24 protein-coding genes are annotated in these 26,028 nt (G+C 50.0%); 8 read left to right on the top strand and 16 right to left on the bottom strand.

Translation table 11 applies throughout. The annotated features are described in order from the left end of the window. Nucleotides 1–24 precede the first annotated feature (24 nt). Entirely contained in the window at nucleotides 25–1,449 is a 1,425-nt protein-coding gene (locus tag ABE504_RS26985) for an MDR family MFS transporter (protein ID WP_430094846.1), read from the bottom strand. 154 nt (nucleotides 1,450–1,603) lie between these two features. Between ABE504_RS26985 and ABE504_RS26980 the strand changes: the two genes are divergently transcribed. Continuing rightward, nucleotides 1,604–2,245, top strand: coding sequence for a TetR/AcrR family transcriptional regulator (locus tag ABE504_RS26980; RefSeq protein WP_430094844.1), 642 nt, complete (start codon nucleotides 1,604–1,606; stop codon nucleotides 2,243–2,245). A gap of 31 nt (nucleotides 2,246–2,276) precedes the next feature. Here ABE504_RS26980 and ABE504_RS26975 read toward each other — a convergent pair whose 3' ends face one another. The 6 genes from ABE504_RS26975 to ABE504_RS26950 all read right to left on the bottom strand — a co-directional run bounded on the left by ABE504_RS26975 (nucleotide 2,277) and on the right by ABE504_RS26950 (nucleotide 12,249). Next, nucleotides 2,277–3,392 carry a response regulator gene (locus tag ABE504_RS26975; protein ID WP_430094842.1) on the bottom strand — a complete coding sequence of 372 codons (1,116 nt, stop codon included), beginning with the start codon at nucleotides 3,390–3,392 and terminating at the stop codon, nucleotides 2,277–2,279. After that, nucleotides 3,373–5,124: an ATP-binding protein gene (locus tag ABE504_RS26970; RefSeq protein ID WP_430094840.1), complete on the bottom strand. Its 1,752-nt coding sequence runs from the start codon at nucleotides 5,122–5,124 to the stop codon at nucleotides 3,373–3,375. Before ABE504_RS26970 ends, ABE504_RS26975 begins: the two co-directional genes overlap by 20 nt. 109 nt (nucleotides 5,125–5,233) lie before the next feature. Then, nucleotides 5,234–9,442 (bottom strand): X2-like carbohydrate binding domain-containing protein, encoded by a 4,209-nt coding sequence (locus tag ABE504_RS26965; RefSeq protein ID WP_430094839.1) that lies wholly within the window; start codon nucleotides 9,440–9,442, stop codon nucleotides 5,234–5,236. Between the two features lie 253 nt (nucleotides 9,443–9,695). Beyond that, a complete protein-coding gene (gene trpB, locus ABE504_RS26960) occupies nucleotides 9,696–10,856 on the bottom strand; it encodes a tryptophan synthase subunit beta (protein ID WP_430094837.1) in 1,161 nt (386 codons plus the stop codon). A gap of 110 nt (nucleotides 10,857–10,966) precedes the next feature. Then, complete coding sequence (locus ABE504_RS26955; RefSeq protein ID WP_430094836.1) at nucleotides 10,967–11,554, bottom strand: uracil-DNA glycosylase; 588 nt, start codon at nucleotides 11,552–11,554, stop codon at nucleotides 10,967–10,969. A gap of 113 nt (nucleotides 11,555–11,667) precedes the next feature. Further along, a complete protein-coding gene (locus ABE504_RS26950; protein WP_430094834.1) occupies nucleotides 11,668–12,249 on the bottom strand; it encodes a TetR/AcrR family transcriptional regulator in 582 nt (193 codons plus the stop codon). A 184-nt stretch (nucleotides 12,250–12,433) separates the two neighbouring features. Here ABE504_RS26950 and ABE504_RS26945 point away from each other — a divergent pair, with 184 nt between their 5' ends. Beyond that, on the top strand, nucleotides 12,434–13,309 hold the full coding sequence (locus ABE504_RS26945; protein WP_430094832.1) for an NAD(P)H-binding protein: 876 nt from the start codon (nucleotides 12,434–12,436) through the stop codon (nucleotides 13,307–13,309). Between the two features lie 129 nt (nucleotides 13,310–13,438). On the opposite strand, the gene ABE504_RS26940 is transcribed toward ABE504_RS26945, so the two are convergent. From ABE504_RS26940 to ABE504_RS26920, 5 genes are all read right to left on the bottom strand, one after another. Further along, nucleotides 13,439–14,665: an RNA polymerase sigma factor gene (locus tag ABE504_RS26940; RefSeq protein ID WP_430094830.1), complete on the bottom strand. Its 1,227-nt coding sequence runs from the start codon at nucleotides 14,663–14,665 to the stop codon at nucleotides 13,439–13,441. A gap of 7 nt (nucleotides 14,666–14,672) precedes the next feature. After that, on the bottom strand, nucleotides 14,673–15,020 hold the full coding sequence (locus tag ABE504_RS26935; RefSeq protein WP_430094829.1) for a YciI family protein: 348 nt from the start codon (nucleotides 15,018–15,020) through the stop codon (nucleotides 14,673–14,675). A gap of 254 nt (nucleotides 15,021–15,274) precedes the next feature. After that, nucleotides 15,275–15,718, bottom strand: a complete 444-nt coding sequence (locus ABE504_RS26930) for a MarR family winged helix-turn-helix transcriptional regulator (protein WP_430094827.1) — start codon at nucleotides 15,716–15,718, stop codon at nucleotides 15,275–15,277. Then, entirely contained in the window at nucleotides 15,699–16,172 is a 474-nt protein-coding gene (locus ABE504_RS26925) for an EVE domain-containing protein (protein WP_430094825.1), read from the bottom strand. Before ABE504_RS26925 ends, ABE504_RS26930 begins: the two co-directional genes overlap by 20 nt. After that, on the bottom strand, nucleotides 16,165–16,605 hold the full coding sequence (locus ABE504_RS26920) for an SRPBCC family protein (RefSeq protein WP_430094823.1): 441 nt from the start codon (nucleotides 16,603–16,605) through the stop codon (nucleotides 16,165–16,167). Before ABE504_RS26920 ends, ABE504_RS26925 begins: the two co-directional genes overlap by 8 nt. A 341-nt stretch (nucleotides 16,606–16,946) precedes the next feature. On the opposite strand from ABE504_RS26920, the gene ABE504_RS26915 reads away from it, so the two are divergent. The 3 genes from ABE504_RS26915 (at nucleotide 16,947) to ABE504_RS26905 (ending at nucleotide 20,510) form a co-directional block, all read left to right on the top strand. Continuing rightward, nucleotides 16,947–17,627 carry a response regulator transcription factor gene (locus ABE504_RS26915; protein ID WP_430094821.1) on the top strand — a complete coding sequence of 227 codons (681 nt, stop codon included), beginning with the start codon at nucleotides 16,947–16,949 and terminating at the stop codon, nucleotides 17,625–17,627. Nucleotides 17,628–17,751: 124 nt separating this feature from the next. Beyond that, nucleotides 17,752–18,978, top strand: coding sequence for a sensor histidine kinase (locus ABE504_RS26910; protein ID WP_430094819.1), 1,227 nt, complete (start codon nucleotides 17,752–17,754; stop codon nucleotides 18,976–18,978). A gap of 152 nt (nucleotides 18,979–19,130) precedes the next feature. Beyond that, nucleotides 19,131–20,510, top strand: coding sequence for a DJ-1/PfpI family protein (locus ABE504_RS26905; RefSeq protein ID WP_430094817.1), 1,380 nt, complete (start codon nucleotides 19,131–19,133; stop codon nucleotides 20,508–20,510). A 62-nt stretch (nucleotides 20,511–20,572) separates the two neighbouring features. Here ABE504_RS26905 and ABE504_RS26900 read toward each other — a convergent pair whose 3' ends face one another. Further along, nucleotides 20,573–21,283, bottom strand: coding sequence for a TetR/AcrR family transcriptional regulator C-terminal domain-containing protein (locus ABE504_RS26900; RefSeq protein ID WP_430094815.1), 711 nt, complete (start codon nucleotides 21,281–21,283; stop codon nucleotides 20,573–20,575). 104 nt (nucleotides 21,284–21,387) lie between these two features. Between ABE504_RS26900 and ABE504_RS26895 the strand changes: the two genes are divergently transcribed. The 3 genes from ABE504_RS26895 to ABE504_RS26885 all read left to right on the top strand — a co-directional run bounded on the left by ABE504_RS26895 (nucleotide 21,388) and on the right by ABE504_RS26885 (nucleotide 24,265). Further along, nucleotides 21,388–21,756 (top strand): VOC family protein, encoded by a 369-nt coding sequence (locus tag ABE504_RS26895; RefSeq protein ID WP_430095082.1) that lies wholly within the window; start codon nucleotides 21,388–21,390, stop codon nucleotides 21,754–21,756. A gap of 281 nt (nucleotides 21,757–22,037) precedes the next feature. Further along, a complete protein-coding gene (locus tag ABE504_RS26890; RefSeq protein ID WP_430094814.1) occupies nucleotides 22,038–22,466 on the top strand; it encodes a hypothetical protein in 429 nt (142 codons plus the stop codon). 89 nt (nucleotides 22,467–22,555) lie between these two features. Then, on the top strand, nucleotides 22,556–24,265 hold the full coding sequence (locus ABE504_RS26885; RefSeq protein ID WP_430094812.1) for a copper amine oxidase N-terminal domain-containing protein: 1,710 nt from the start codon (nucleotides 22,556–22,558) through the stop codon (nucleotides 24,263–24,265). A 321-nt stretch (nucleotides 24,266–24,586) separates the two neighbouring features. Here the strand turns inward: ABE504_RS26885 and ABE504_RS26880 are convergent, their stop codons facing one another. The 3 genes from ABE504_RS26880 to ABE504_RS26870 are packed head-to-tail and all read right to left on the bottom strand — an operon-like array spanning nucleotide 24,587 to nucleotide 25,962. Next, nucleotides 24,587–25,282, bottom strand: coding sequence for a DUF4386 domain-containing protein (locus ABE504_RS26880; protein ID WP_430094810.1), 696 nt, complete (start codon nucleotides 25,280–25,282; stop codon nucleotides 24,587–24,589). Between the two features lie 4 nt (nucleotides 25,283–25,286). Beyond that, a complete protein-coding gene (locus ABE504_RS26875; protein ID WP_430094808.1) occupies nucleotides 25,287–25,514 on the bottom strand; it encodes a helix-turn-helix transcriptional regulator in 228 nt (75 codons plus the stop codon). A 1-nt stretch (nucleotide 25,515) separates the two neighbouring features. After that, a complete protein-coding gene (locus ABE504_RS26870) occupies nucleotides 25,516–25,962 on the bottom strand; it encodes a hypothetical protein (RefSeq protein ID WP_430094806.1) in 447 nt (148 codons plus the stop codon). Nucleotides 25,963–26,028 lie beyond the last annotated feature (66 nt).

Below are 26,028 nucleotides of genomic sequence, written 5' to 3'. Positions count from 1 at the left end.
CTGATCACGATTCGTTTCCCTCTTTTATTTTTTACGATTCGACATGAACATCGCAGGGACAAAGGAAGCTGCCGCAAACCCGACCGACCACCAAAAAGCAACTTGGTACGCATGGGCTAATGCGGTAAGGCTTGCTCCCGTTCCACTCGTTACTTGTTGTCCGATAACGGTCGCTAAGACGGCCGAGCCGAATGCGCCCCCGATCGTTTGAAAGATCCGCGTCGCGATGCTTGCATGCGGAATCTGTTCCTTCCGTAATCCTTCATACGCGGACACCATAATCGGAATCAGGATACCGTTCAACGCCGCCCCCCGCACAAGCTGCGCCACACTCAGCCAGAAATAACTCGTATCCGTCCCCGCAAAGGCAAATGGAATGCTGGCTGCCAGCGTCACGGTCAGACTACCGAGCACGATACTTCGAGAACCCATCCGATCCGCAAGTCCTCCGATCCAGCTCCGTGTGAGCAGCATCCCGACCCCCTGCGGGATTAAAAGAAGCCCCGTCATTAACACGCTCTCGCTGCGAACCTGCTCATAATACAGCGGGAGCAGTAGAAGCGCACCGTTCATCACCATGCCCGAGAGGAATAAGGTGACGTTTGACGCCAAGAAATGCCGGGAGCGGAATAAATACAAATCGAGCAGCGGAGATTGGCTCGTACGCAAGGCATACACGATGTACGCGGCGAGCAGGACAAGTCCGGCCGTCAGCGGCACGAGCACTCCCGCCGAAGATAATCCGCCCTGAGAGCTGAGCTTCGAGATGCCATAAATCAGAACCGCGAACGCGGGAGACAATAGAAGGAGACCGATCGTATCGAATCTCGGTTTGCTCTTGGAAGGTTCGTCTTTCGGGATGTGCTTCCAAGACAGCCAGAGCGCGATCAACATGACCGGAATGTTCACATAGAAAATCCACCGCCAGCTCATGTTATCCATAATCAGACCGCCGATCACCGGACCGAGAATCGGACCGAGCAGCGCCGGAATACTAATAATCGCAACCAACCTTCCGAGATTGCGCCCGCCCGCGGATTGAACGAGCACATTTTGCATCGTCGGGATGAGCAGTCCCGCGCCGATCCCTTGAATCAACCGGAAGCCGATCAGACTGCCAGTGTTCCACGCCAGGGAACAGAGAACAGAAGCTATCAGAAAAACCCACAGGGAGAAGATATACACGTTTTTCCCGCCAAACCGCTGAATCGCCCAACCCGAGACCGGGACCGCCAGCCCCATCGTCAGGACATAACCCGTAATCACCCACTGAATGGCCGACACTGTGCTGTGCAAGTCTAACGCGAGCGTGTTGATCGCCACGTTGACCATCGTTGAGTCCAACTGAGACGCGATAGCGCCGAAAACAAGAATAAGTGCAACTTTCAAAATACCCGGGTCGATTTTTTCTTTGGGAGGCTTGATTGCCTCCGCTTGGCTTTTTGCCATCGTTGCTCACCTCTCTAGTTTTATTAGGTACGGTACGTACCGTACCTTAATTGATTACAATCATATTACCTTTCTAGTGAAAATGCAATATACTATTTACAGGGACAGAATGAACGAACGGAAATACATCGCGGGAGGGAGAAGGACAACCGATATGACGGAACAGTCACAAGATCACAAGAAGAATAGCGAGGAACAACAAGCGAGCGGATCGCGAAGACGTGGAGACGTGCTGGAAAATGCCATCCTGTCCGCCGCGTGGGAGGAATTGGCGGAGACTGGCTATTCCCGACTGACGATGGAGGCTGTCGCCGCTCGGGCGAAGACGAATAAGACCGCCGTCTATCGACGGTGGCCGAACAAGGCGAAATTGATCGTCGCCGCTCTGATGAAGCATGCACCCAAGCCATCTATTGAAGCTCCCGATACGGGCACCCTGAGAGAAGACGTACTCACCTTGCTGGACGGAATCATCAAACCGATGCAAATGATCGGGGCCGAGACGATTCACGGCCTGATGGTCGAATTTCACGGGGACGAGCTTCATTCTAAAATGACACTGCCGCCGAGATCCGAAGATCCGCTCTCCAAGGCCATGACGAACATCCTGCGCAACGCTGAGCGGCGCGGCGAGCTGAAGCTCGAAGAACTGACGGAACGCGTCATCACCCTTCCCATTGACCTGGTGCGACTTGAGCTGCTCACGACGCACACACCGCTGACCGATGAGGCGGTTATCGAGATCGTGGACGTGATCTTCCTGCCGCTCGTACGGAAGCTGAACAAACAAGGATGAACCGATAGCCTCGGTTCATCCTTGTTTGTTATCACTGATACTGTTCATATAGCTGTTGAACCATCAACGAGGGCTGTATACCAAGCTCTTGAAGCAGCAGCTGTTCGTAGTGCTTGTAATGATGATGCAGGGACTGTCGGTCCCCCAAGGAGCCGTATATTTTCAGCAGGAGAAGGTTGGATTCTTCTTCAAATTCATTGCGGGAAACAAGCCTTTTCGCAATTTGCACGGCTTTTCTCCCTTGCTTCTGAGCTAGCAGCCAGTTGGCGATACGTTTAGCAAAGGAATCGTAGAGGATGGCTACTCGCTCATATTCAGCAACTGCCCACACAAAGGAATGATGCTCAAACAGTTCTCCCCCGAACTGTTGCTCCAGATCGATAGCCACCGCTATATTCGCTTCGCCGATTTCGGACAATTCCTTAACGCCCTGCTCAAATTGAATAAAATCAACATCTGCGTGATTCAGGTCTATGCGATACAGTTCTTGTGCTGAAATGACCATATCCTTGCACCCATGCGGTGCCAATGCTTTCCTTAGTTGATAAACCGCCGTATGGAGATACGCTTCAGCATTCTTTAGAGGACGCTCCGGGAAAATGTCCTCCAAAATCCGGGTTTTGGTTACACCTCTCCCCCGGTTAACGAGCAAATAAGCGAATAATTCCATACTTTTTTTGGACATCCATTTCACAGCACCCGCTTGCTTGCTACTGGCTTCCAAGCACCCCAGTCCCCGAACCGTCAATCGATTTAACGTGTGGCTGCCAGCGTCATCAGAAGCAGCACTGTGTCTGCCAGATGCTTGAGCAACTGTCTGAGCCAGGCGCTTTCTGGAAATCGGCTTAACCATGTAATCCAAGGGATACACATCGTAAGCATGAAGCGCAAATTCGGAATGCGAGGTCGTAAACACGATGTCCAGCTCCGCACGAAGCGAACGCAAGCGGCGGGCCAGCTCTAATCCGTCATCTTCTGCAATCTTGATGTCCAGAAATGCTAAATCCACATCTACGTTCCGCACGAAGTCCAGTACCCCGTCCGCATGCTGGAAGCTGCCAATAAGCTCCACACCTTCCATCGTCGCTAGCATCCGCTTCATCGCAAACAGCATGGCAGGCTCGTCGTCAACTATGAGAACTTTCATCCCGCCGTTCTCCTCTCACGGTAAAGTAAATTACGCTGCCTTGCCCTGCTTTGCTTTCGACCCACATGGTTCCGCCGCTTCGCTGCACAAATTGACGGCTTACGAGAAGTCCAAGCCCTGCGCCCTTCTCTCCCATTGTGCCGGGTATGGAATCAAGCTGCTTGTCGCTAAATAGCTGATGCGCCTGTTCTTCTTTCATCCCCGTCCCATTGTCACGGACCGAAACCGTCACCATCTCTCCGGATACCTGTGCATCGACATGAACGGACCCGCCCAATCCTGTAAATTTAATCGCGTTGGATAACAAATTACGAAGAATTAAACCTAGCGCTTCCCGGTCCGCATCCACACGAAGACCGAGGGCAATGTTGTTGTGCACCCTAATCTGTTTGGCTTCGCTTTTGATATGCAACACGTGACAACACTCCTCCACAACCTCAGACAACGCCAATAGCTGTGGACGAAGAGCCATATCTTCCCGCTGGCTGCGAAACCATTCTAGCAAATTAGCGGTCATTCCGAGCGTATTCCGAATCTGGTCGCCCAGCATCTCAACGATCTCCCGATGGTCCGCACTGAAACTGTCCCGATCTTCTTCCAGCAGTTCAACCAGCTGATATTGCAGCGCCAGCGGACTGCGAATATCGTGCGATACAATCGTAAACAATTGATCCTTCAATTGGTTGAGCTGGGCAATCTGCTCGAGATGGCGCTGCTTCTCCGTAATATCAAAAATCAGTGAAATACTCCCCTGCTCCCGCCTTCGTAAGGTATGCAATGGGTACACGTTCACACGGTAGACCTTTTTTTCACCATCCATCCAAGCGTCAATCTCGATATGGCCTTGCTGCATAGACTGGCACAACGCAGTCCAATGTGGCCAGAGCGCCAATAGTTCCGAGATATTCCGGCCGGAAATCGTGGCATAACCCAACTTTGAAAACCAACGGGAAGCCTGCCTGTTGCTGTCGATAATCTTGCCTGCCGCATTGGCAATCAGAATACTTTCCTGAAGCGTATCAAGGACAATGTTTCTAGCAAAAGGAACGAGAGAAAAGAACCTGTATCGCAGGACGATAATTAGCCCCAGCATGCCCAAGAAACTACAGTAGACCGACATCGGAAGCAACCATGGCGACCATGCGGAATTGACTAATTTGACAATCTCGATGATGAGCGTAAATGAAATCAGAAACAGCACCCACATCCCCGGGTTGCGCAAATCTTTACGGATATTTCGAATATATTGAAATAGAAAATAAAAACATGCCGCCACGATAGTATAACAAATCATACCGAACGTGATCGAGTAGATGGTTTTCGTCGTAAGTAAATGACCCTCATACAGTTCAATCTTGCGATAAGTCACATGGAGAACCGAATCACACCACATCAGCACCGACCAGAGCGCGAAAATGGCGATCAGTGCAATCTTCTTCCCTCGTGTCCTTAATAACTTGCCATAAGCGACCAGTTCAAGTACGAATAAGACGAAGAATGGCACCATCATATTTAATGCCGTTTGATGAATATTGCGAAAGATCAGCTTTTCAGTCAAGCTATAGCTGAATTCCTCCAGAATCACACCACTTGCATAAACAATCCGGCACACGATGACACCCATCAGATAGCGGATACCGCGCTCTTGTCTAAATCCATACACGAAGATAAAGATGATGCACGTCATGATCACAGAAGCGATCATAAACATCGTTTGCATTATTTCAGCCATTAGAATAGTTCCCCTAGTCGATTTTCATTCGAAGTATATGCCCTCTTTCCTATATCGACCGTGGAGGCAGTTTCTATAAGGCTAAACTATGCATTACCGGCGCTGCCCATCATCCCTCAATAAACCCAACATTCTGCATAAACCGCTTCAAAATCGTTGCCGCTTGTGCCCGTGTAGCCAAGTCTGCCGGTGCAAAATGGGCCTGTTCGAGTCCATCCATGATACCGGATGCAACCGCCTTTTCCACAGCGTCAAACGCCCACGCCGAAATCGTGTGTGCATCGGCAAACGTCTGCGTATGCGGCGGCCTGTTATCTGCGCTGCTGGGCACAGTTTGCAAAGTACGGACAAGCGCCTGCGCCCTTGCGATCATAACCGCCATCTGTTCGCGGGTAATCGGCGCATTCGGGGCAAATTCAGTTGTGCTGATGCCCTCAATCAATCCCGCCTTCGATGCCGCTTCCACCGGCAAGGCGTACCATGCATCAGAGGCGACGTCAGCGAAGCTGCGGTAAGCCGGATCTTCTTCCGCCGACATGCCCATTGCACGTACAAGCAGCGAAGCAAACTCTGCCCGCGTGATGCTGACATCCGGCGCAAAGCGGTCGTTCGTCACCCCATTGACGACCAGATTGGAAGCCAACAGCTCAACATCCTGCTCCGACCAATGCCCCTGCAAATCGGAAAAAGAACGCTTTGACGTGCTGACCATGCTGTAAATACTGAAGTTCGGCGCTTGCAGCTCGACTTCCACTTGCCCATCTTCACGCACAATCCGCTTATTCGGTACGGGTACTACGCTCCCTGTCGCTGGATCGAAAAAGACTGCGAGGACGTGCCCCGGCACGGTATCGGCATCGTGAATAATGGCTCGTACGAGGTACATGCCGCCCATATCCCGAAGCGCTATGCGCTGACCTTTCGCTTCGATGTGGATCTGGAAGTTGACCGGCGTGCCGACGACCTGAAACCCGCCATCGACGCCCACTTGCTGCAATTGCTTCACAATATTGCTGCCGACTTGCTCCATCGTGGTTACGATTTTCAAATCTGCGATCGCTACACCCATGCGTTTGGCCAGGCTTGCCAGATCAAATCCACCTGCTTGCAGCTCCAACCTGGCATGCCGCCCTGCTAGTTCTACCACAGTGCCAGACACTGCACGCGAGATAGTTTCCATCGCACTTCCCGACAGCTCAACCTGTACACCGCCTGCTGTGTCCGCCGTACGAATAATCAGGTGTGGACGCGCTGCGTGTGCCAGTAAGTTGGCCGCTTCATTTGCGACGTTGTCCGGAATTTGGACTTTCTGAATCGTCGTCCCATCCGGCTTTGTTTGATTAACGAGCATAGGTGTATCGATGTACAAAATCACACCGAGGCGCGGATCTTCCTCCAGGCGATACGCCGGAGCCGGATTTCCATTGACCGGCGGTGATGGGGGTGTATAGCTTCCATCATCGCTGGATGGCGTTGTATCCAGGATCGATACCGTCAATTCCTTCTCGGCCCCTCCACTGAATGTGAACGTTAAATTCGTCACGCCATTCGGCTGCGCGGCCAGGTACGCTTCTGCAATCGTCAGGGTGCTGCCATCCAAGGTATAATCCACTCCAGCTGTCAGTGGAGAACTGTGATTGATAACGCTGAGCAGCGTGTCATTGTACAAATTCAACGCTGTGACGAGATCATGCTGACGATCCAAATACCGGTCGTAGCTCGCGGTCGGCGTGGTAATTATCGGCGTCGTATCGCTTACCGACACGTCCAAGTTTTGCGTCGCTCCCCCGCTGAACGTGAACGTCAGGCTGATCGGGCCAACAGGCTGCTCAGTAAGGTAGGCGGCTGCTAGCGTTACCGTGCTGCCGCTCACTGTATAATCCGTTCCGGCAGTCAGTTCCGTTTCGCCGTTCTGAATGCTCGCGAGCGTATCATGATTAAACGTCAGCGTTGTGACTACATCCGCATAGCCGGCAGCTCCTGTATACTTGTCGTAGCTCGCCGCCACCGGGCTGATGCTCGGCGTCGTATCGCTTACCGACACGTCCAAGTTTTGCGTCGCTCCCCCACTGAACGTGAACGTCAGGCTTGTCGTGCCGGTCGGCTGCGCAGCAAGATAAGCGCTCGCAAACGTAACCATGCTGCCGCTCACCGTGTAGTCCGTTTCCGACGCTAGTGTCGCTGTACCGTTCTTGACGCTAGTTAACGTATCATTGTTCAACGTCATTGTTGTAACCACATCCGCATAACCAGCGGCCCCGGCATACTTGTCAAAGCCCGCGGTCGCCGGGCTGATGCTCGGCGTGGTGTCGCTTACCGACACTTTCAGCGTCTTCACGGCTCCTCCACTGAATGCAAACGTTAACATGGCCGTGCCTGTGGATTGCGAGGCAAGGTATGCTTTTCGGATCGTTACCATGCTGCCGCTCACCGTATAATCCGTTCCTAACGCTAGTGCCGCTGTACCGTTCTTGATGCTCGCAAGCGTATTTCCCTTGAACGTTATCGTTGTCGCTATATCGGTATAGTCGGCCGATCCGGTATATTTATCAAAGTTTGCAGTCGTCAGACTGATGTCGCTGTTCATATTCATTACCTTATACACGGTAACCTTCTCGTTCCCGACCGCGTCCTTGGCATAAATGGTATAGTCTCCTCCATTGGATACTACAAAGCTTCCACTCGTGACATTCGTCCCCGCGCTTGCAAAGGCCGAAACGTCCTGATTCCCCGACAACCATTTTGTGCTCACGATCGAGTTGCCATCCCCGTTCGCCTGTACTGCTACAGTCAGTGTGACGGGGCCTGCAGTGTTCGCCGTCGAAGAAGGTGTAATCTGGATGTTTGGCGCCGCTGGCTTCGTAACGGTATAAGAAGATGCCGTTGGAACTTTGGCTGCATAGATGGCATCCCCCGAATAAACGGCTGTTAAAGAGTGACTGCCTTCCGTCAGATTCGAGATATTCAACTGTGCCTCGCCGCTTCCATTTACAGGGGCGCTGCCCAGCGTCGTAACACCATCTTTAAACTCAACTGTCCCTGTAGGCGTAAAGTAGTCCCCCGTAATCTTCGCTTTCAGCGTAACCTGTTGAAGATACGTGGATGAACTCGGCGAACTTGTCAATGTCACGCCTGGCTGCAGATAGAAACGGACAGGCGTTGTCTGTTGACCGCTCAAACCAAGCCCTAAAAACTGCTGTTTTCCCCAGGCCCACATCCGGCCATTCGTATCGACCGCATAAGACGCGTCTTGACCGCCATACACCAGTTGAAATTGAACCGGGTTCCCATCCAGTGACACAGGCAGCTTATGTGGCACATACTGATTGCTCGTTGTCCCGTCGCCTAACTGCCAGCTGGTGTTCTGCCCCCACGTCCACAGCGTATTGTTCGTATCGAGCGCGAGCACATACTTGACCCCCGCATGTACTTGCTTAAACTTCACAGGGGATCCGTTATCGGATACGGAAATCCGGGTCGGACTGGGAACAAGCGTCCCTGACTGATCACCGTTGCCGAATTCTCCTTGGTAGCCATACACCTCCGACCCCCAAGTCCATAAATCTCCGCTCGCATCGAGGGCAACAGAGAAATTACCGCCAAATCCATACGTGCCTCCCGTTGAAATGGATGTAAAGCTTCCCGGCAAAGGGGACAACGTAGGGGAAAAATTATAAATCGTCCATACCTTCTTATTCACATCAAGCGCAATCCCGTGCGTCTCATTCATACTAATGTCTGAGAATTTAATTGGAGTTCCACTTTCTTCATATGCTTGTTTGGTGGGCGTATACACAGCGTCATAAACTCTTGTAGATGCGTTAAACGTAGCCCCCCACATCCATATATACCCATCACTATCTATAGCCGCCATTGTAATACGTGCTGCGTCCACTTCTGTGAACGTGACGGGCAGCCCTAGCTTTGTCCAAGACAATAACTCCGTCGTGCCAGCACCAACTCCCAGCTGGCCATACTCATTACTCCCTGTTACCCATATGTTCCCTTGAATATCCAGCGCAATCGCATAGCTAATACCAACCTGCACGCGCTTAAATACCACCTCGGATCCGCCTTCAGTTACTGAAATACGCTGCGGTGTAAACGACCAAGCAGCTTTATCTCCATTTCCAAACTTGCCCTCATTTTGACCCCAAGCCCATATTCGGCCATCCGAGTCCAAAGCCACGTTCGTATAATTATACGAATCAACCTCACTGAATAATATCGGACTTGCCGCGTCAACCTGTTTGGGTTGCGCCAACGAACCCAGCAGCATGCCCATCGCGATCAAGCATGCCAGAAACCATTTTTTCATAATCAACATCCCTCACTTCGGTATGATCAGCAATTATTCTTATATATTGGCCGCTTCTCAGAATAACAGATCCCTCTGAAAGAATTATGAAAGACTGCCTGAGGAGAGATCCGTCTTGCTGTATCCTTGACGGGGGACTTGGCTGAGCCGCGGGTGACTGACGATGACACCGGCCATGTGGCGGAACGGTATGCCGTTTCTGCCGCAAAGCCGATATATGAAAAGGCGCCCCATTGGGCGCCCTGTTGTTCGTTTATTTAAGCATTTGATACACTTGCTCGACATCTTTATCCCCGCGGCCAGACAGATTGACGATAACAATCTGATCTTGCCCCATTGTTGGCGCCAGCTTTTTCGCGTAGGCAATTGCATGTGCACTCTCTAGTGCAGGGATAATGCCCTCTGTGCGCGACAGTTCCTGGAAAGCCGCCAGCACTTCTTCATTAGTGACTGTTGCATATTCCGCCCGGCCCGACACCTTCAAGTGGCTGTGCTCCGGCCCAATGCCCGGATAGTCAAGTCCCGCGGCGATCGAATACGTCTTCTTCGGTTGACCCTCTTCGTCCAGAAGCACTAAACACTTGAAGCCGTGAATAATGCTCGGCACGCCTTCGGTTAAGGTTGGCGCTTGATCGGGCTCGACGCCGATCAAACGAACGGACGGCTCGTCGATGTAGTGCGCGAATGAGCCAATCGCATTGCTGCCGCCGCCTGCGCAGGCCACGACCGCATCTGGCAGCCGGCCCTCTTTTTCAATAATCTGCCGCTTCGATTCTTCACTAATGATCGCTTGGAAGTGCTTGACCATTGTCGGAAACGGATGTGGACCCACTGCGGAACCGAGCAGGTAGAACGTATTCTGGTAGTTCTGTACCAGATCGCCCAGCGCCTCATCCACCGCGTCCTTTAGACGACCCTGGCCTTTATTCACCGGTACCACCTTCGCGCCGAGCAGCTCCATGCGGAACACGTTAAGTGCCTGACGACGCGTATCTTCAGCCCCCATGTAGATGACGCATTCCATGTTAAACATCGCGCAAGCCGTGGCCGTAGCCACACCATGCTGCCCGGCACCGGTCTCCGCAATAATCCGCTTGGCCCCCATCCGCTTAGCAAGCAGAATCTGGCCAATGGCATTGTTGATTTTATGCGCTCCGGTATGGTTCAGGTCCTCGCGCTTTAAGTAGATCTTCGGCCCTCCCCATGCTTTGGTCAGCCGCTCTGCATAGGTCAGCGGATTCTCGCGGCCAACATATTCACTCAGGTAGTACCGAAGCTCCTCCTTGAACTCAGGATCGTCTTTAAATTTGTAAAATTGCTCACTCAAATAATTCAGCACTTCCTGCAATTCCGGCGGAACGAAGCTGCCGCCAAACTCTCCAAAGTACCCCTCTTGCTGCAATGGTTGATCCATAAGTAAGCGCCTCCAATTATCGAAAATAGAAATGCTGCTTCACTTATTATCTTACCATAAATTCCCACGGGCGTAAGCGAAAGCGCGTCCCTCTGCAATACAAGAACACGCTAGTACGTCCCTTGTTGTATCTTCTTCCATTTCTCCTTCAAGGCTTGCAGATCTTCAACGAAGAACCTTTGCAAATTGGGTCGCCTTCTTACGGCAAGGGGGTGATAGGTGAAGCCGATCGGTATTCCTTGAAACTCCTGCCAGCCGCCTCGCAATTCCTTCACACTGGCACTCTCCATACCTGGGAATACGGCCTCCGCCACGACATTGCCAAAGCCAAATAAGACAAGCGGCCGCTTCGTTAAAAGCTGCAGGTGCAGGTGTGAAGAACATGCCGCTCTAGCCTCGGGCTTATTATAAGCACGCACAGGGCGACATTTCAGCAAGTAACTGACATAAACTTCGTTGGTATCAATCCCCGCTTCCCTCAGACCGCGCTGGAGTGTTTCTCGAGTACCGCATAAAAATGGATTCCCTTGACGATCTTCCCGAGCCCCGGGATTGTCCAATATCAACATAAGGGAGGCTTGCGGATTTCCTTCCCCCCAGATGACCCGCGTCCGCTGCTTAGATAGCTCACACTTCTCGCAATGTTCCACACCGGCAGGCGCTTGCTCTTCAGGCAAAATTACATAGGGATGATTCATTTCCTTGCCGTGCCCCTTCCTTTTTTCGCAAGTAATGAATCCATTATGCCCATCTTATGCAAAAACTTGCCGTGAGCCTGCGACACGCTTCATCGCTCTAACTGAAACGCCAATTATTCCTCCAAGACCGGTGCCAGGGCCGCCGCTGCAACCTCCAATACGTGATGCACCACCGTCTCCGCTGTGCGGTTCTGCTGATCTCTGCTCCAATGCACGGCGGCACCGAAGATGCCCCAACTGGCAACAAGCGCTGTGGTCTCAACCTTGTCCGACGAACCCATCGTCTCTTCGTTTAGCCATTCGAGCAGGAGCTTGTAGAGTTCCTTCTGCATCGCAATTTCGAACAGCGGCTCGAACCGACTGTTGCCGGGATGGGCCATGTACTGGCGGAATCGCGCCAGCACGTCGAATACCGTCTGGACTACGGTGCGCAAGCTACCGATCCCCGTAATCCTGCCCTGGGGTACGGCCTCCTTCAAGAGAATCTGGAACTTCCGACTTATCCAGCTTTCCAGAAAAGCGTATTTGTCCTCAAAGTGAGCATAAAAGGTAGCACGGTTAATGTTCGCGCGAGCCGTTATATCCTGCACTGAAATCGAGTATACATTCTTCTGCTCTTCCACCAGTTCCGTGAAAGCTTGCATAATGAATTGGCGCGTCCGGCTGACGCGCGGATCATTCGGATTGACCGGCATGATCAAACACCCTCCTTAGACAACGCATTAGCTGGCGTGTTGCGTATGCAACGATAGAAGCCTTTTATCGGTTGTTGAAATCGTAAGTCTCCCATAAAATTCTTCATATAGTGTAGCATACGCAACACTAACGTGTAAGCAACACTGTTGATTATTAGCGAGGGAAGGATGATTGAAGATGATTGTGATTACTGCACCCACGAGTAAGATCGGGCACCAGGTGCTTGAACGCGTGCTTGAAAGCGGTGAGGACATTCGCGTGATTGCGCGGGATCCGCAGCGAATCCCTGAAGAGATTCGTACGCGGGTAGAAGTCATTCAGGGCTCACATGCCGACCGGAGTATCGTTAATCGGGCGTTCGAGGGAGCCGATGCCGTGTTCTGGCTCGTGCCGGCCGACAAGAACGCGGAGAGCGTCTATGACGCCTACCTTCAGTTCAGCATCCCGGCTGCCGACGCGATCGTCCGTAATCGAGTAGATCGTGTTGTGGCGATTTCCGCACTCGGGCGCGGTCAGCAGCGCTATGCGGGTAATATCTCGGCATCGCTGGCGATGGAGGATCTGTTTAGAAGCACAGGCGTACATTTTCGTGCGTTAACGATGCCTTCCTTCATGGACAACATGCTCAGGCAGCTGCGCTTCATGAAAAACGAGGGCTTGATTCGCTTCACGATCCCGGGTAACCTGAAGAATCCCACAGTTGCTACCTGTGATATTGCTGCTGCAGCCTCACGGCTTCTCCTTGAGCGGGAGTGGAGCGGACAGGAGAGTCTGGCTGTGCTCGGACCGGAAGACCTTTCTTATCAGGATATGGCGGTAATTCTGACCGAAGTGCTCGGCACACCGGTCCGCTTCGAGCAGATGACGCTCGACAGCTACAAGCAAATATTTCTTGGCACCGGCTACACGGAGGCCATGGCCCAGAGTATGGTGGACATGGACATCGTTGGAGCGGACGGGATCTTCAACGCGCTCCGGCGTACGCCGGAAACCACCTCCCCCACCAGCTTCCGCCAATGGGCGGCAACTGTTCTAAAGCCTGCTTTTGACGCTTTGTGACGGATAGATCTATAGAACCTCAAAACATTAGCAGCCGAGGACAAAAAAAATCTGTCCGCGGCTGCTACTGTTTTCTGATCCATGAGAATGATGGATTGCGATGGCAGCTCGTGAGGCACATGCAGCCAGTCATATCCCCCAAACCGCTTGGCGACTTAAAAATCGCCGAATCGATGCATCTGTACTTAATCCAATAGCACGGCTATAGGCCGATTGGGCCTCTTCTTGTCGATACATCTCCTTGTACAAATGCCCGGCAAGCGCCCAGTAAGGCTGATAGCTCACTATCTCTGCTGGTGGAATGGCCTCTAGACATGCAAGGCCGCGTTCCGCACCATAAGCTTCCGCCACTGCGGCGGCTCGACCGACTAAGCCGCCTAGCGTGGGATACATCCGAGTAAGGCCCTCGTATAACTGCGCAATCGCCTCCCACTCCGTTCGCCCTGTCCATAATCGCTGTGCATGCACCGATTGGATCGCGGCCATGAGTTGAAACCGGCCCATCCCCTTGGCTTGCGATGCGATATGTAAATGACGTTCCGCCTCCACAATCAAACGTTGTTCCCATCGCGCACAATCCTGTTCAGAGAGGGGAATATAGTTCCCCTCTTCATCATGCCGGGCCCCCCGCCGCGCTTCACAGTGCAGCATGAGGGCCAGCAGACCATTCACCTCTGGATCGCGGGGGGTGAATTGGAGAAGCAGCCTTCCAAGATAGATTGCTTCCTGCGCCAAGCTCCTGCGAGGCGAATCGGCCATCGCTGCCTCGTCCCACCCGCTCCCGTAAGCTGCATAAATGGCCTCCAGGACGGAATCGAGTCGTTCCGGGATCTCCTCAGCATCAGGCATTTCAAATGTGATGCGTTCGGCGCGAATTTTTGCCTTTACCCGAGTAAGACGTTGGCCCATGGTGGAGGGCTTGACGACAAATGCTGACGCGATTCGCGCGGCATCGATGCCAAGCACCGTCTGCAGCATCAGCGGCGTACGCATGGCAGGATCAATAGCAGGATGCGTGCAGAGCAACATCATCCTCAGCCGTTCGTCCGGAAAGGCAGCGCTTGAAGACGCCAGATGCTCAGCATCCTCGGACATGGCAAGGAGTGTCGGCAGCGCACTTTCGGAAACACGGGTACGGCGGGCACGATCGATCAGCCGCCTCCGGGCGGCTGTGACCAGCCATGCCTCCGGCTTATCCGGAACACCGGTCTTGGGCCACGATTCCAGCGCAGCGAGAAAAGCGTCTCCGATCGCATCCTCAACCGCCTGCAAATCACGCCAATTGACAGCCAAATAGGAGAGCAACCGGCCATACGCATCTCTAGCTGTTTGATCAATCATTTGATGGGCTTTCATAGCATGATTACTTCAACGCGGGAATGTTCTGTCTGACTTCTACCGTATCGACAGGCCCTCGCGCAGCCCACTCCAATGCAGTCTCTAGGTCCGGAACATCAATTACGAATATTCCGCCAAGCTGCTCTTTCGTCTCCGGGAACGGTCCGTCCTGGACAACCATCTCGCCGCCGCGGCGCTTCATCGTGGCAGCTGTCTCAGGAGCATAGAGGCCCGACCCGAACACCACAATGCCCGCCTCCCGCAAAGCATGCACGTAGTGTGTCCAGCCTGCTAAATACTCCTGCTGCTTTGCAGGATCCATTCTTGCCGCAAAATCCTCTTGGCTCTCATAAAACATCAACGTGTAACTCATGGAAAAACTCCTCTCACAAAATCGTACTGGAATTGGGTTTCGATATTATGTCGTATTGGAGGGTGGGATTTCTACATTGCGAGAAAAAATTTTTGTCAATTCCACATCGCACCTTCAAAACGAAAACGACAGTCGGCGATACTTTCTCCTCGCCCCGGCAAGTTTTTAGGCCATCCTTTGGGGATGGCCTCGATAAGCGCATTGTGATGTATCATTGGGTGGCGGTTTTCCCCAACATGTACAGAAATCAACGACTACCGCCTCGCAAGCTGCCGTAGAAGTCGGTTCAGGTCCCTAATCTCATGACCAAGCCCGGAGAAAAAGGCTCCGTCCTCCGTTTCTACAGCCTTAACGGCCTGCGAAGCAACTTCGTCTCCCGCCTTCGTGACGGAAATAGTGTTCGCTCTGGAATCCGTCGGGTGAGGCCGGCGCTCGATGTAGCCTTTCTTTTCCAGTGTCCTCAGCACCTGCGACGTGACATTAACGTCCATCTGTGCATGCTGGGCTAATTGAACCTGCGTAATGCCCATGTGGCCATTTCGTTCATTGAGCCACTTGCAGGAGAAAAGGAGCACGAATTGCGGATGGGTCAATTCAAATGGACTCAAGGCATTCCGTATCGCCTTTTGCCATAGGTTCGTGACCTGCCACAGCATAAATCCGGGACTTTCCTCTGCGCTATTGAATTCCGAGCTCATATGCCTTTCCCTCCGCGTTGTTCAACATGGCATCCGCAATGACCCGAAAGTCTTGCTCCGAGATCTCAAAGTGGCCGAACCGAAACCGGTAGCCCCAATTTTTCTCGCCGCGCGTGAAGCTAAGCTGACCCAGCAGCGAGCTGATCTTTGTTTCTTTACAATCAGTATAGCGAATATTCCGGCGAAATGGTATGAACGAATCGGACATGTGGTATTCATATACGCTGTCATCCTGTACTTGCCCTATCGCCGTGAATGCCTGCAGGGGTTCCCCGTTCCTCATATCTGTGCGAGGCGAGTAATAAATCAGCCAATCCCCGGCTTGCATCCGCTTAAGGGGCGCTGCCTTCCCATGACAAAGCTGGGCGAACCCACCCTCTACTCCCCTGGATACGTGAGAGGCGGAGACGACGCCAATCCAATATCGGCGAGTTTGTTCTATCTGTTCATGCACCTTGGCCACGCTCCTTCTCCAGTGCCAGAGCAGCAAGGCCCTCCATCGTACGGGGGATGCCTTCTACCATGTGAGCCCCGAATTTGGGCCCCAACTGCTCCGCATTCGGTCCCGTGATTTTTACTTTATGGGTAACCTGTGTCTCTCCATCCGACTCCACCAGAAGGTGGGTAAAATGAACTTGAATGCCTGCAGCCGGAATATCGGTTATGTCCGAGAATCCATGCAGGGGGGTGACTTCTGTAAGCTCAAAGGGAAGAGGCTCTTGGCCTTCCGGCTGCAGGAAGCCCCTCGTACCCTGGACGAACGCCCCCTCCAGCGAGGCGCCTACGATCCCTTTATCCCATGTTGTCCAGGTCGTAATATCACTGTATAGCCTCCAAATCGTCTCCGCCTTGGCCGCCGTGGTAAGGGAATGCTCAAATTGCCACATCTCGATCGCTCCTCATTTAGTATTTACCGATATTATATATATAAATATTATATGTGTAAATACTATTTAATCGCAGACGAAAAAATGGCGACCGAGTATAATCCCCGTGTGAAATTTGCCGTTATATTCGTTTTCTCAGGGAAAATCAGGCTTGCTTGATCCTCCTTAAACCGTACAATAATGTAGGGAGTATTCGTGGATGGCCGCTGTGGGTGCTTGTTTGCGTCTGTTCATATTGAGTTCATTAGAACGGTTTATTGTGTCGCTATGTAAGAGCGGTTCCTTTTATTTGACCGAATGAAAAAGTAAGGGCATTTCTTTTTGTAGGGGAGAGATTAAGAATGGCAAAGGTGTTAGTGGTAGACGATGATGCGCATATCCGCGAGTTGGTCCGTCTGTATTTGGAAGATGAAGGCTTTGAGATCATCGAAAAATCCAATGGGGAAGATGCGTTGCAATACGCGGAGAACCATATCGTTGATCTGGTGATTCTCGATATTATGATGCCGATTATGGATGGCTGGGCTTTATGCGAGAATCTTCGCAACTTCGGTGAGATGCCTATATTAATGATTACCGCGAAAGGGGAATCAACGGACCGAATCAAAGGATTTAAACTGGGCACGGACGATTATTTGGTGAAACCGTTTGACCCCGTAGAGTTGGTTCTTCGGGTAAAAGCCTTACTCAAGCGGTACCGTATCTCCACAGCCAATGAGATCCAGCTTGGCACGATTACATTAGACCGTAAGCGTTATCAAGTTATCTTTAATCATGGACAAAGCGCAACACTCCCCATGAAAGAATTCGAGCTGCTGTATAAATTGGGCAGTTATCCCGGGCAATTGTTTACAAGGGAAAATCTCATCGTAAATATCTGGGGCCTCGACTATGAAGGGGATGATCGGACAGTCGATGTTCACATTAAAAGGCTTCGGGAGAGGTTCATTGACTTCGAGTCTGAATTCCGCATTATCACGATCCGGGGGCTTGGTTATCGTTTGGAGGTGCATCAGGATTAAATCACTATATACCCGCGTCGTATTGGTCTTTATTTGTATTGTGGTGTTGAGCTTGCTCGCAGCGTTTATGGCTAGTACCACGATGTTTGAGGGACGGAAAAACAATTTTATAGAAGATACGCTAGTGGAAGACGGTAAAACCATCATCCAGGCCTATCAGTCGAACCCTACCGCGGAGTTGGGAGCGTTTATGCAAAGCTTCTCCGGTCTTTCGATTTACAGTATCCAACTTTTCAATAAAGAATTTGCGCCTATGTTTCAAGAAAAAGAGCTTATGCCTGTGGAACAGAGTACGATTAAGCAAGTGCTAGACGGCAGCATCGCACGCGGTTTCGATACAGAATCACATGGCTTTCCCGTGGTGGGGGTACCTTTTTCGGTGAGAGGCGATCCCTACGCTTTGTTTCTCACGTTAGATAAGCAAACGGTAGCACAAGAGCAGGAAAATATGCCTTGGATTCACGCTGTATATATCCTTGTTCTGGTTATTGGCAGCTTTCTGATTTTGATTGCCGCCCGTTATGTCGTACATCCGATCATTCAGTTGACGGAAGCCACCAAAAGGGTGGCAAAAGGGACCTTCGATTCTGCCAACCTTCCTATGAAACGTAGGGATGAGATTGGTCAATTAAGCGTGAGTTTTCATGAAATGGCAACAGAACTTGCAAAACTGGATCATATGCGACAAGACTTTGTTTCAAGTGTCTCTCATGAAATCCAATCCCCGTTAACTTCAATTTCAGGATTTACGAAAGCATTAAAACATAAGAAGCTAAGTGAAGAGAGCCGTCTACGTTATTTAACAATTATCGAGGAGGAAAGCGAGCGGTTGTCCCGATTAGGGCAAAATTTGCTTCAACTCTCTTATTTACAGCAGGAGCATCATCCGTTAAAGGTTACTACCTACCGATTGGATGAGCAGCTGCGACGGGTTATCATCACATTAGAGCCGCTATGGACCGCAAAAGAAATCAATATGGATGTTGAACTTGAGCCCATAACCGTTCGCGCGGACCAAGATCAGTTGGATCAGGTATGGATTAACTTGCTGAACAACGCTATCAAATTCACTGCGCCTAACGGTACGATACGTATCCAATCGATGGGGAAAACGCATGATACTATCGTATCGATAACAGACAGTGGAATCGGGATCCCTGAAGAAGAGCTTGTCCATGTTTTCAAACCGTTTCATAAAGTGGACAAAGCCCGTAGTCATTCTGTTAAGGGAAATGGGCTTGGTTTATCCATTGTCAAGAAAATCATAGATATGCATAACGGAGAAATACATGTGTCTAGTAGTCTGGGTACCGGAACGACTTTTACGGTTTCACTGCCGCATGGGAACTAGAAATCGAGCGCACAATTCATTGAATGGCACACTATCGCCCGCACGGGCGGTATTTTTTTTGGCCATTTTTTGCCGTTCATTTTGAGTTCACAGAACGCATTTATCTTAATCCCAGAGAAGGTTACCATAACAAGGTCAAAGGAGAATGTAAGATGAAAAAGTTAATTTTACGAGTCGCTGTCTATGTCATGATGTTCATCATCCTGTTTGGAGGGGTCGGGGCGTTTGGGTATATTCGATCCAACAAGGAGTACTGGATTCCCACCCGGCCAACACCCGTGCCTGCTTTACAAGCTGTGAGTGTGCCTGAACATAACCCGAAAAAACCTACAGTAGCTGTCCTCTTATCCAACCCAACGACAGAAGTGTTTGATTTTATGGTTCCGTATGAACTGTTTGCGATGACGGAGTCTTATAACGTATATGCCGTGGCTCCGGATAAAGAATTGAAAACCCTCTCTGGCGGTTTGGATCTGATGCCTCACTATTCGTTCGATGAACTGGATCGTTTGTTGGGAAAAAGTCCCGACCTCATTGTGATCCCGGCCATGCCTATGGTTGACGAAGCCAAGTATAAACCTATCCGACAATGGATACAAAAACATGCGGATACGAAGCTGTTAAGCATCTGTGCCGGGGCGTTAAATCTGGCGGATACGGGTTTATTAAACGGGAAAGAAGCGGCCACGGACTGGAAAAGTTTCGAGTACGGGGAAGTTGCAAAATATCCCGAAACAAACTGGAGAAGGGATCTGCGTTATGTTGCAGACGGGAACATTGTCTCCTCAGCAGCCCTCACCTCAGGAATTGATGCTGTCCTCTATGTCATTTCACAACAATTAGGCGAGCCTATGGCGGAGAAAATAGCAAAAGAGATTCATTACCCCTCTTATTCCTTCGTGAAAAATCCGGAGATACAACCTTATCATATGGATCGAACCGAAGTGGCCTATACACTCAATCGAGCGTTCCAATGGAACGTAAAAAGCACTGGCGTGTTGTTGTATAACGGAATGGATGACGGAGCGCTTACTACGATTTTTGATACGTATGCGGCTTCCGGAACAACCAAGGTGCATACCGTCTCAGACGCCAAGCAACCGATCGTCACGAAATACCACCTTAACCTAGTTACCAGATATAACATGTCGAATGCGCCGAAACTCGATCGAATGCTCGTTCCGGGCGTAGAGGCAGAGACTTCAGCTGCGGAGGATATTAAACAATGGCATGCAAAGAATAACACCGTGGTGCCCGAGTTCATTCACAGTGGCTCTGCTGATAGATTTATGTTCGATGCACCGCTTGAGGATTTAGCCAAGCAAGAGGACGTCCAAACCGCTAAATATGGAATCAAGCGTTTGGAATACCGTGTGACCAACTTAAACTTCGAAGGCAACCCATTTTCCTATGAAGCCTTCGGCATACCGATTTTGCTTACTTTAGCAGCATTGCTTACTGCTTTCTACATGGACAGACGATTCATTCGTAAAATAAGGAGAGGTCGTCATCCATCGACTATTTCAAACTAGATTTCCGGGAATTTTCCGCCGTTACTAACGGTACGGTTCGCCGTGCTGTCTGTAACGGCAAGTTATTTCTGTTTCCTTTTGTCAGCCAAACCGTCAATTAACACCCTCAACCCAAATTGAAATTCCTTCTCCCAGTCTGGTCTAGTTGTGTAAGGAGCTAAGCGAATCATATTGGGGAATTTCTCTTCAGGCAGCTGGCGATAAAACTGCTCATACTGCTCGCTCATCTCTTCAGAAGAAGTAAATTGACCACTTGCAATAGCCATAAGTTGAACATGCTCAGCTACAAAACCAAGCACATAATTTTTGAGTAGCGATGCGGTCCATGGAATATGAGAATCTGCGAATCCCGCGGAGACAAGCAGCTCATATAACTTTTCGATCTGCGTTAGTCTGTCCATACCTCTCGCAATCGTCTGCTTAAACAATTCAACCGCATCTCTGTGGGACAGAAGTACCTGCCGAAACTGCTCAGCCCACTGAACAATTTGTTCTTCCCAATCCAAAGATCGCTCTGGCCACACCATTCCCCTGCTTATTCGATCCGAGAGAAGCTGTATTAGTTCTTCTTTATCTTTGACGTGATAATATAAAGAGGCTGTTTTCACCTGTAATTTATCCGCTATCTTTTTCATGCTTAGTTCTTTCAATCCAACCTCGTTTAATACCTCAAGAGCCGTACCCAGTATCCGTTCCCGACCAAGTGGTACATGGCCTGAACTAATTCCTTCGTTTTGCCCATCTGACAATATGTAGATTCGCCGTCTTGCCACGCAGCCCACCTCTTTCACTTCAAGTATATCATGAGTTGACAATCTAAATACATTAGATTATTCTAATCCCATTAGATTAATAGCAAAAGGAGCCGTTGATGAAAATGAAACTTAACCACTTGAACTTATGTGTTCCTGACTTACCCGAAGCAATTACGTTTTTCCAAAGTCTTTTTGGCTTTCAACTCATTGAACAAAAAGGGACTGTGATCGCTGTTATGGAGGACGGACATGGATTTACCTTAGTTCTTAGCAGCATGCCCTCTAGCCTGGATGAAGACTATCGCTATCCGAAGGATTTTCATCTGGGCTTCTACGTGGATACCACAACCGAAGTTGATGAGTTCCATAAAAAGCTTAAAGCATTCGGAACCGCATCCGAGCATGCACCTAAATTGATGAGAGGCGGGTACACCCTATATTTCAGAGCACTGAACGGAATTTTGTTTGAGGTAACTTGTTTTCATATCTAGAGCGCAGGTTACCTTGTGCTACAATCCTTTTTGATTCGTGTAATAATCCCCTGCTGTTCCCAATCCATTCGTTCCACCTCCTAATTTTTGAATTCCGTAGGCGTCAGACCGGTCTCCTCTTTGAAATTCCGGGAGAATGTTCTCCTACGTCAACGTAAAGCCGGGCGAGCTGCTCGTGGGGGATTATTTTCCGGAGGTGTATCGCCGAATTCCCGTTTATATTCCGTTCATAAACATGCACTAAGCTGTTATTAATCGAACTCAAGGAGAGATAGATGTATATGGATACCTTGGAGAACAAATCGTTAATCGAAGCAATGGATGGGTATTTTCAAGCGGGGACTTTGTTGGATTTGGATAGGCTGAATGCGATCTATGCACCTGATTTCGTCAACATTCGGACTGACAAGGTTGGGCAAACCGTCTCGATTACGAAGGAACAATTCATGCTGACTTTCCGCCGCTTGAAGGATGGGGGCGGGGCGACGCTCGGAACGACTGAAGATGTGCAGTACGTGACCACGACCGTGTATGACGATCACGGATCGGTTGTTCTACGTCGAGTAAAGGAAGGAAAGCCCGCATTGTACAACTTCGTTTGGCGCATAGAGAATGGGCTGCCGACAACGATCATCCGCGAGTTTTCGGTGGAGGATGACCTAAGTGCACTGATCAGCATGATTCGCGGATCAGCTGCCGGCGGACGATAAGGATTTAGGCCCTTCTTAGAGTAAGGATTGACCACAATTTGGAAGTATGAAAAAATGGGTGTTACAACATTTTAGGAGGTAAGACCCACGTGAAACGGTTTCGATGGATTTCTCTGTTCCTATTCTTTCTGATTTGTACGCTGCTTCCATTCGACAGCTTTGCCATCGCTGATGGCGAGGGCAACTCTGAGATCACTGTGACGATTAATTCCCGCCCCATCTACTTTGACGTCTCTCCACAAAAAATTGACGGTCGAGTTATGGTTCCACTTCGTGCCATCTTTGAGAGTCTGGGTGCAGAGGTCGGTTGGGAAGGTTCGACCCAGACGATTACTGGCCAAAAAGAAAGCATTATCGTCACGCTGCGACTGAATGCTACAGAGGCAACGGTTGGCGACAAAACCGTCACGCTCGATGTGGCCGCAACCCAAATTGAAGGAAGAACCTTCGTCCCGGCGCGATTTGTCGCAGAAAGCTTCGGTGCCGACGTAAAATGGGATGACACCAACAAACAAGTCATTATTAGTACAGGCGTTGCTGCACCAGAAGACCGCTACTACTTTCTCTACAACAGCCATAAGGTGAATGACCAGGACTTGGCCTCGATCAAGTTGTTTGTGAACAAGTTCAGAAGCACCCTTAATATTTTACTAGACACGGCGCAGTTCAAGACCGCGCCTCAATTGTACGATGCTCTGAAAAACGAGCAGAAAAAGCTCGGCGGGAAAGTCGCCGGAATCCAAATTTTCGGAACCGCTGAAGACGTGCCTTCGTTCACCTACACGCATAAGATGAAGCCTTCGAAGGGCAATTTCGAATGGAACGGCATCGAGGAGGACAAGACCAATAAGTCGGTGTCTGACTTTCTTTACTCCACCTTCAAGAACGACAGCAAGTACCTGAATGACATCTCTGTCTACAACATCGTGCAGGAGAGTCTTCCAATCAGCGTAATTCCGGAATGGCCCGTCTCTCGCCTGCCCCTGACGGAAGGCGAAATCGCCAAGTACATAGATAACTATGACACCTACCGTAAGCAGACCGAAGGGAAATCTGTTCCGACGGTCGCCATATCGGCCCCTGTCGAGTTTCAAAAAGGATTAGACACGGCTCAGGACGACATCGCATTTTTCATAAAACGTCTGAAAGAGGATAAGGAATTTGGCCTTTTCAAGAATATCGACCAACGTATCTACTATAAGGAGTTGGCCGAGAACTTGATGCAGGAGAATAAAACCGGAATAATGGACCTTGTCATGGGCAGCCGGGGTGACAGCGATGGAGCATCAATGAAAAAAGATAGTAAGGAGTACTACTTCGACCACAAAAGCGCGGCTAGCCTAAACTCCAACTATTATACAGCTTTCTTTTGGGGATTCGACGCCGCCAAAGGCCTGGGCATAGACAACGTCGTCCACGACGGCCTGGTTCAGGGCAAAATGATCAACCCCATCGCCCATACCATCCCCGCGGCCAATAGGGGAGTAAATAATTACCTGTGGCTGCCGATCCCCACACCGGAGGGAGAGACCGGGAACGACTGGTACGACTATCTTCCTGTAGACAAAGAGCATCTGGAATGGGACAATCCGTTCTTTTTCGTCTACAAGTACTATGAGGCGATCGATAGCGGAAAGACTCGTTTGCAAAGTTTCTTCGAGGCGAATGCCGCCTACGCAACTCTGACCGAGGCCAATAAGAATACCCCACGATTCTTGTACGGATTTGAATACGTATGGTCCTCATTCGGCTTCGAAAACCTATTCTCGCTGCACTACCTCGGCTTGGCCGACTACTGATAGCGAATTACGGATTTTTGGGGGAACCGGATTACATCCGCAAGGAGAACCGTTGGATGCCTTCGCAGATGCCATTTTCAACGAATTGACTGGAGACAAAGAAAGAAATCGGTTGCGGTACTACTGTCACCCGCCTGAGTTTCAGGCGGGGGCTGCGTTATTAGTGCAGCGTAGTTGCTTAACCCATATATCGCGGTGGTGATGAAAGACCCCCCAGTGGAACTGTTCGCATATATGCTACGTTATGTAAGGATACTACCAACTCCACTCTCCGCTTTACCACTATTTGTGTACGGTTCAACACCATATGACCTTCGCTTGTCAGTCACACCGTCTGTCTGCAGATCCATTAAACCCTTTCGTGATGAGCCACACCGCAAGAGTCATTTCATTGACGAATATCGGAAGCGCCAAGATCGCCCCCCAAGCAGAGACTTGATTAATGACCCCAAACATTTCCAATATAGCAGCAAGAAGAATCAATGTTGACCCTGTCAAGCCCAATATGGGGATGAACCTGGGTACAAGCCCTGACTTATAAAAGATATAACTATACATCATCGTATTAATTCCTAGAAAAAAGTTAGGACCAAGCAAAAATGTGTAGTCATGCACTGCCTTCAGCAATGTACCTGAAACTTGATACGAAGCGATATCCGGGGCACCCGCTGCTACATAATCCTGGCTTAAGGCTAACAGGGACAGTACGCTGACAACCCCCACCGTAATCATAACAGCCTCTAAAAACCGGAAGCAAACATGCCAAATAGCAATCGTTCTATTATATTTCTTCAAGAATGGGAACATCACAGTTGCAGTACCGACCGCTGAAACGACAAGAATTAACTCCATAAACACTCCCAGAACGATCTGGTTAGCATGTGCGGAGCCTTGAATCAGGTAGTTCGAATCGTTCAGAATCGGTTTATATAAAATAACACCTACTATAGCTGTAATGGCAGCAACAATAAACAGAACACCTACGATTCTTGACGCTGTCTTCGATGAAAAATCCATTTCCTCATCTCTCCTCTGCGTTTTCTCCGTAAAAGAATACCTCTTCCAATGGCAAGTTAAAGGCGTGGGCAATACGAAAAGCTAATTCCAGTGACGGGGAGTAGTTTCCTTTTTCAAGCGCCACGATCGTTTGTCTGGTTACACCTACCTTGTCGGCTAACTGCTGCTGGGTCATTTCATGATGATTGAATCGTAATTTTCTGATGTGATTGCCAACAAGAACTTTACCCATTTTAGACTCCTCTCCTGTAGTGATACAGTCTCGATACTGAACCGGTTACGTCTGAAAGAAATCCAGAGACGATGAGGACGATGAACATCACCTTCAAGGGCTGGTCTATAACCAATGAGCCCATAGCCAGAAGGAAACCAATGACAAACATAGCAAATGAATTCCGAAAAGCCAACAAGTCGATGCGCTTATCCAGTTCATCCGCGAATGTAGGCTCCTTTTCACCCGTCGTCATTCGGAAGACGATGTTAAAAATAATGCTGATCACGATATGTGCTGCAATGGAAACCAAGGTCAATACAAGAACGAAGGAGCCCCAGTAATGGAAGGTTACGGTTGAATCCAGCACTTCTTCGGGATACTCTGGGTACTTGTACAGGCAGTACACTGTAAAAATGAGTATGCTGCTGATTAGCGATACAATGCTCTTCTTTTCTTGATAAGTCATGTATGACACCGCCTTTAGTGAAGTAAACTATACTAAACATAATGTATAACAAACTTTACATTAAGT

Origin of the sequence: Paenibacillus oryzisoli, from assembly GCF_050467285.1 — a bacterium.
Lineage (GTDB): Bacteria > Bacillota > Bacilli > Paenibacillales > NBRC-103111 > Paenibacillus_E > Paenibacillus_E oryzisoli_A.
This window is presented reverse-complemented; position numbering and strand designations above follow the sequence as displayed.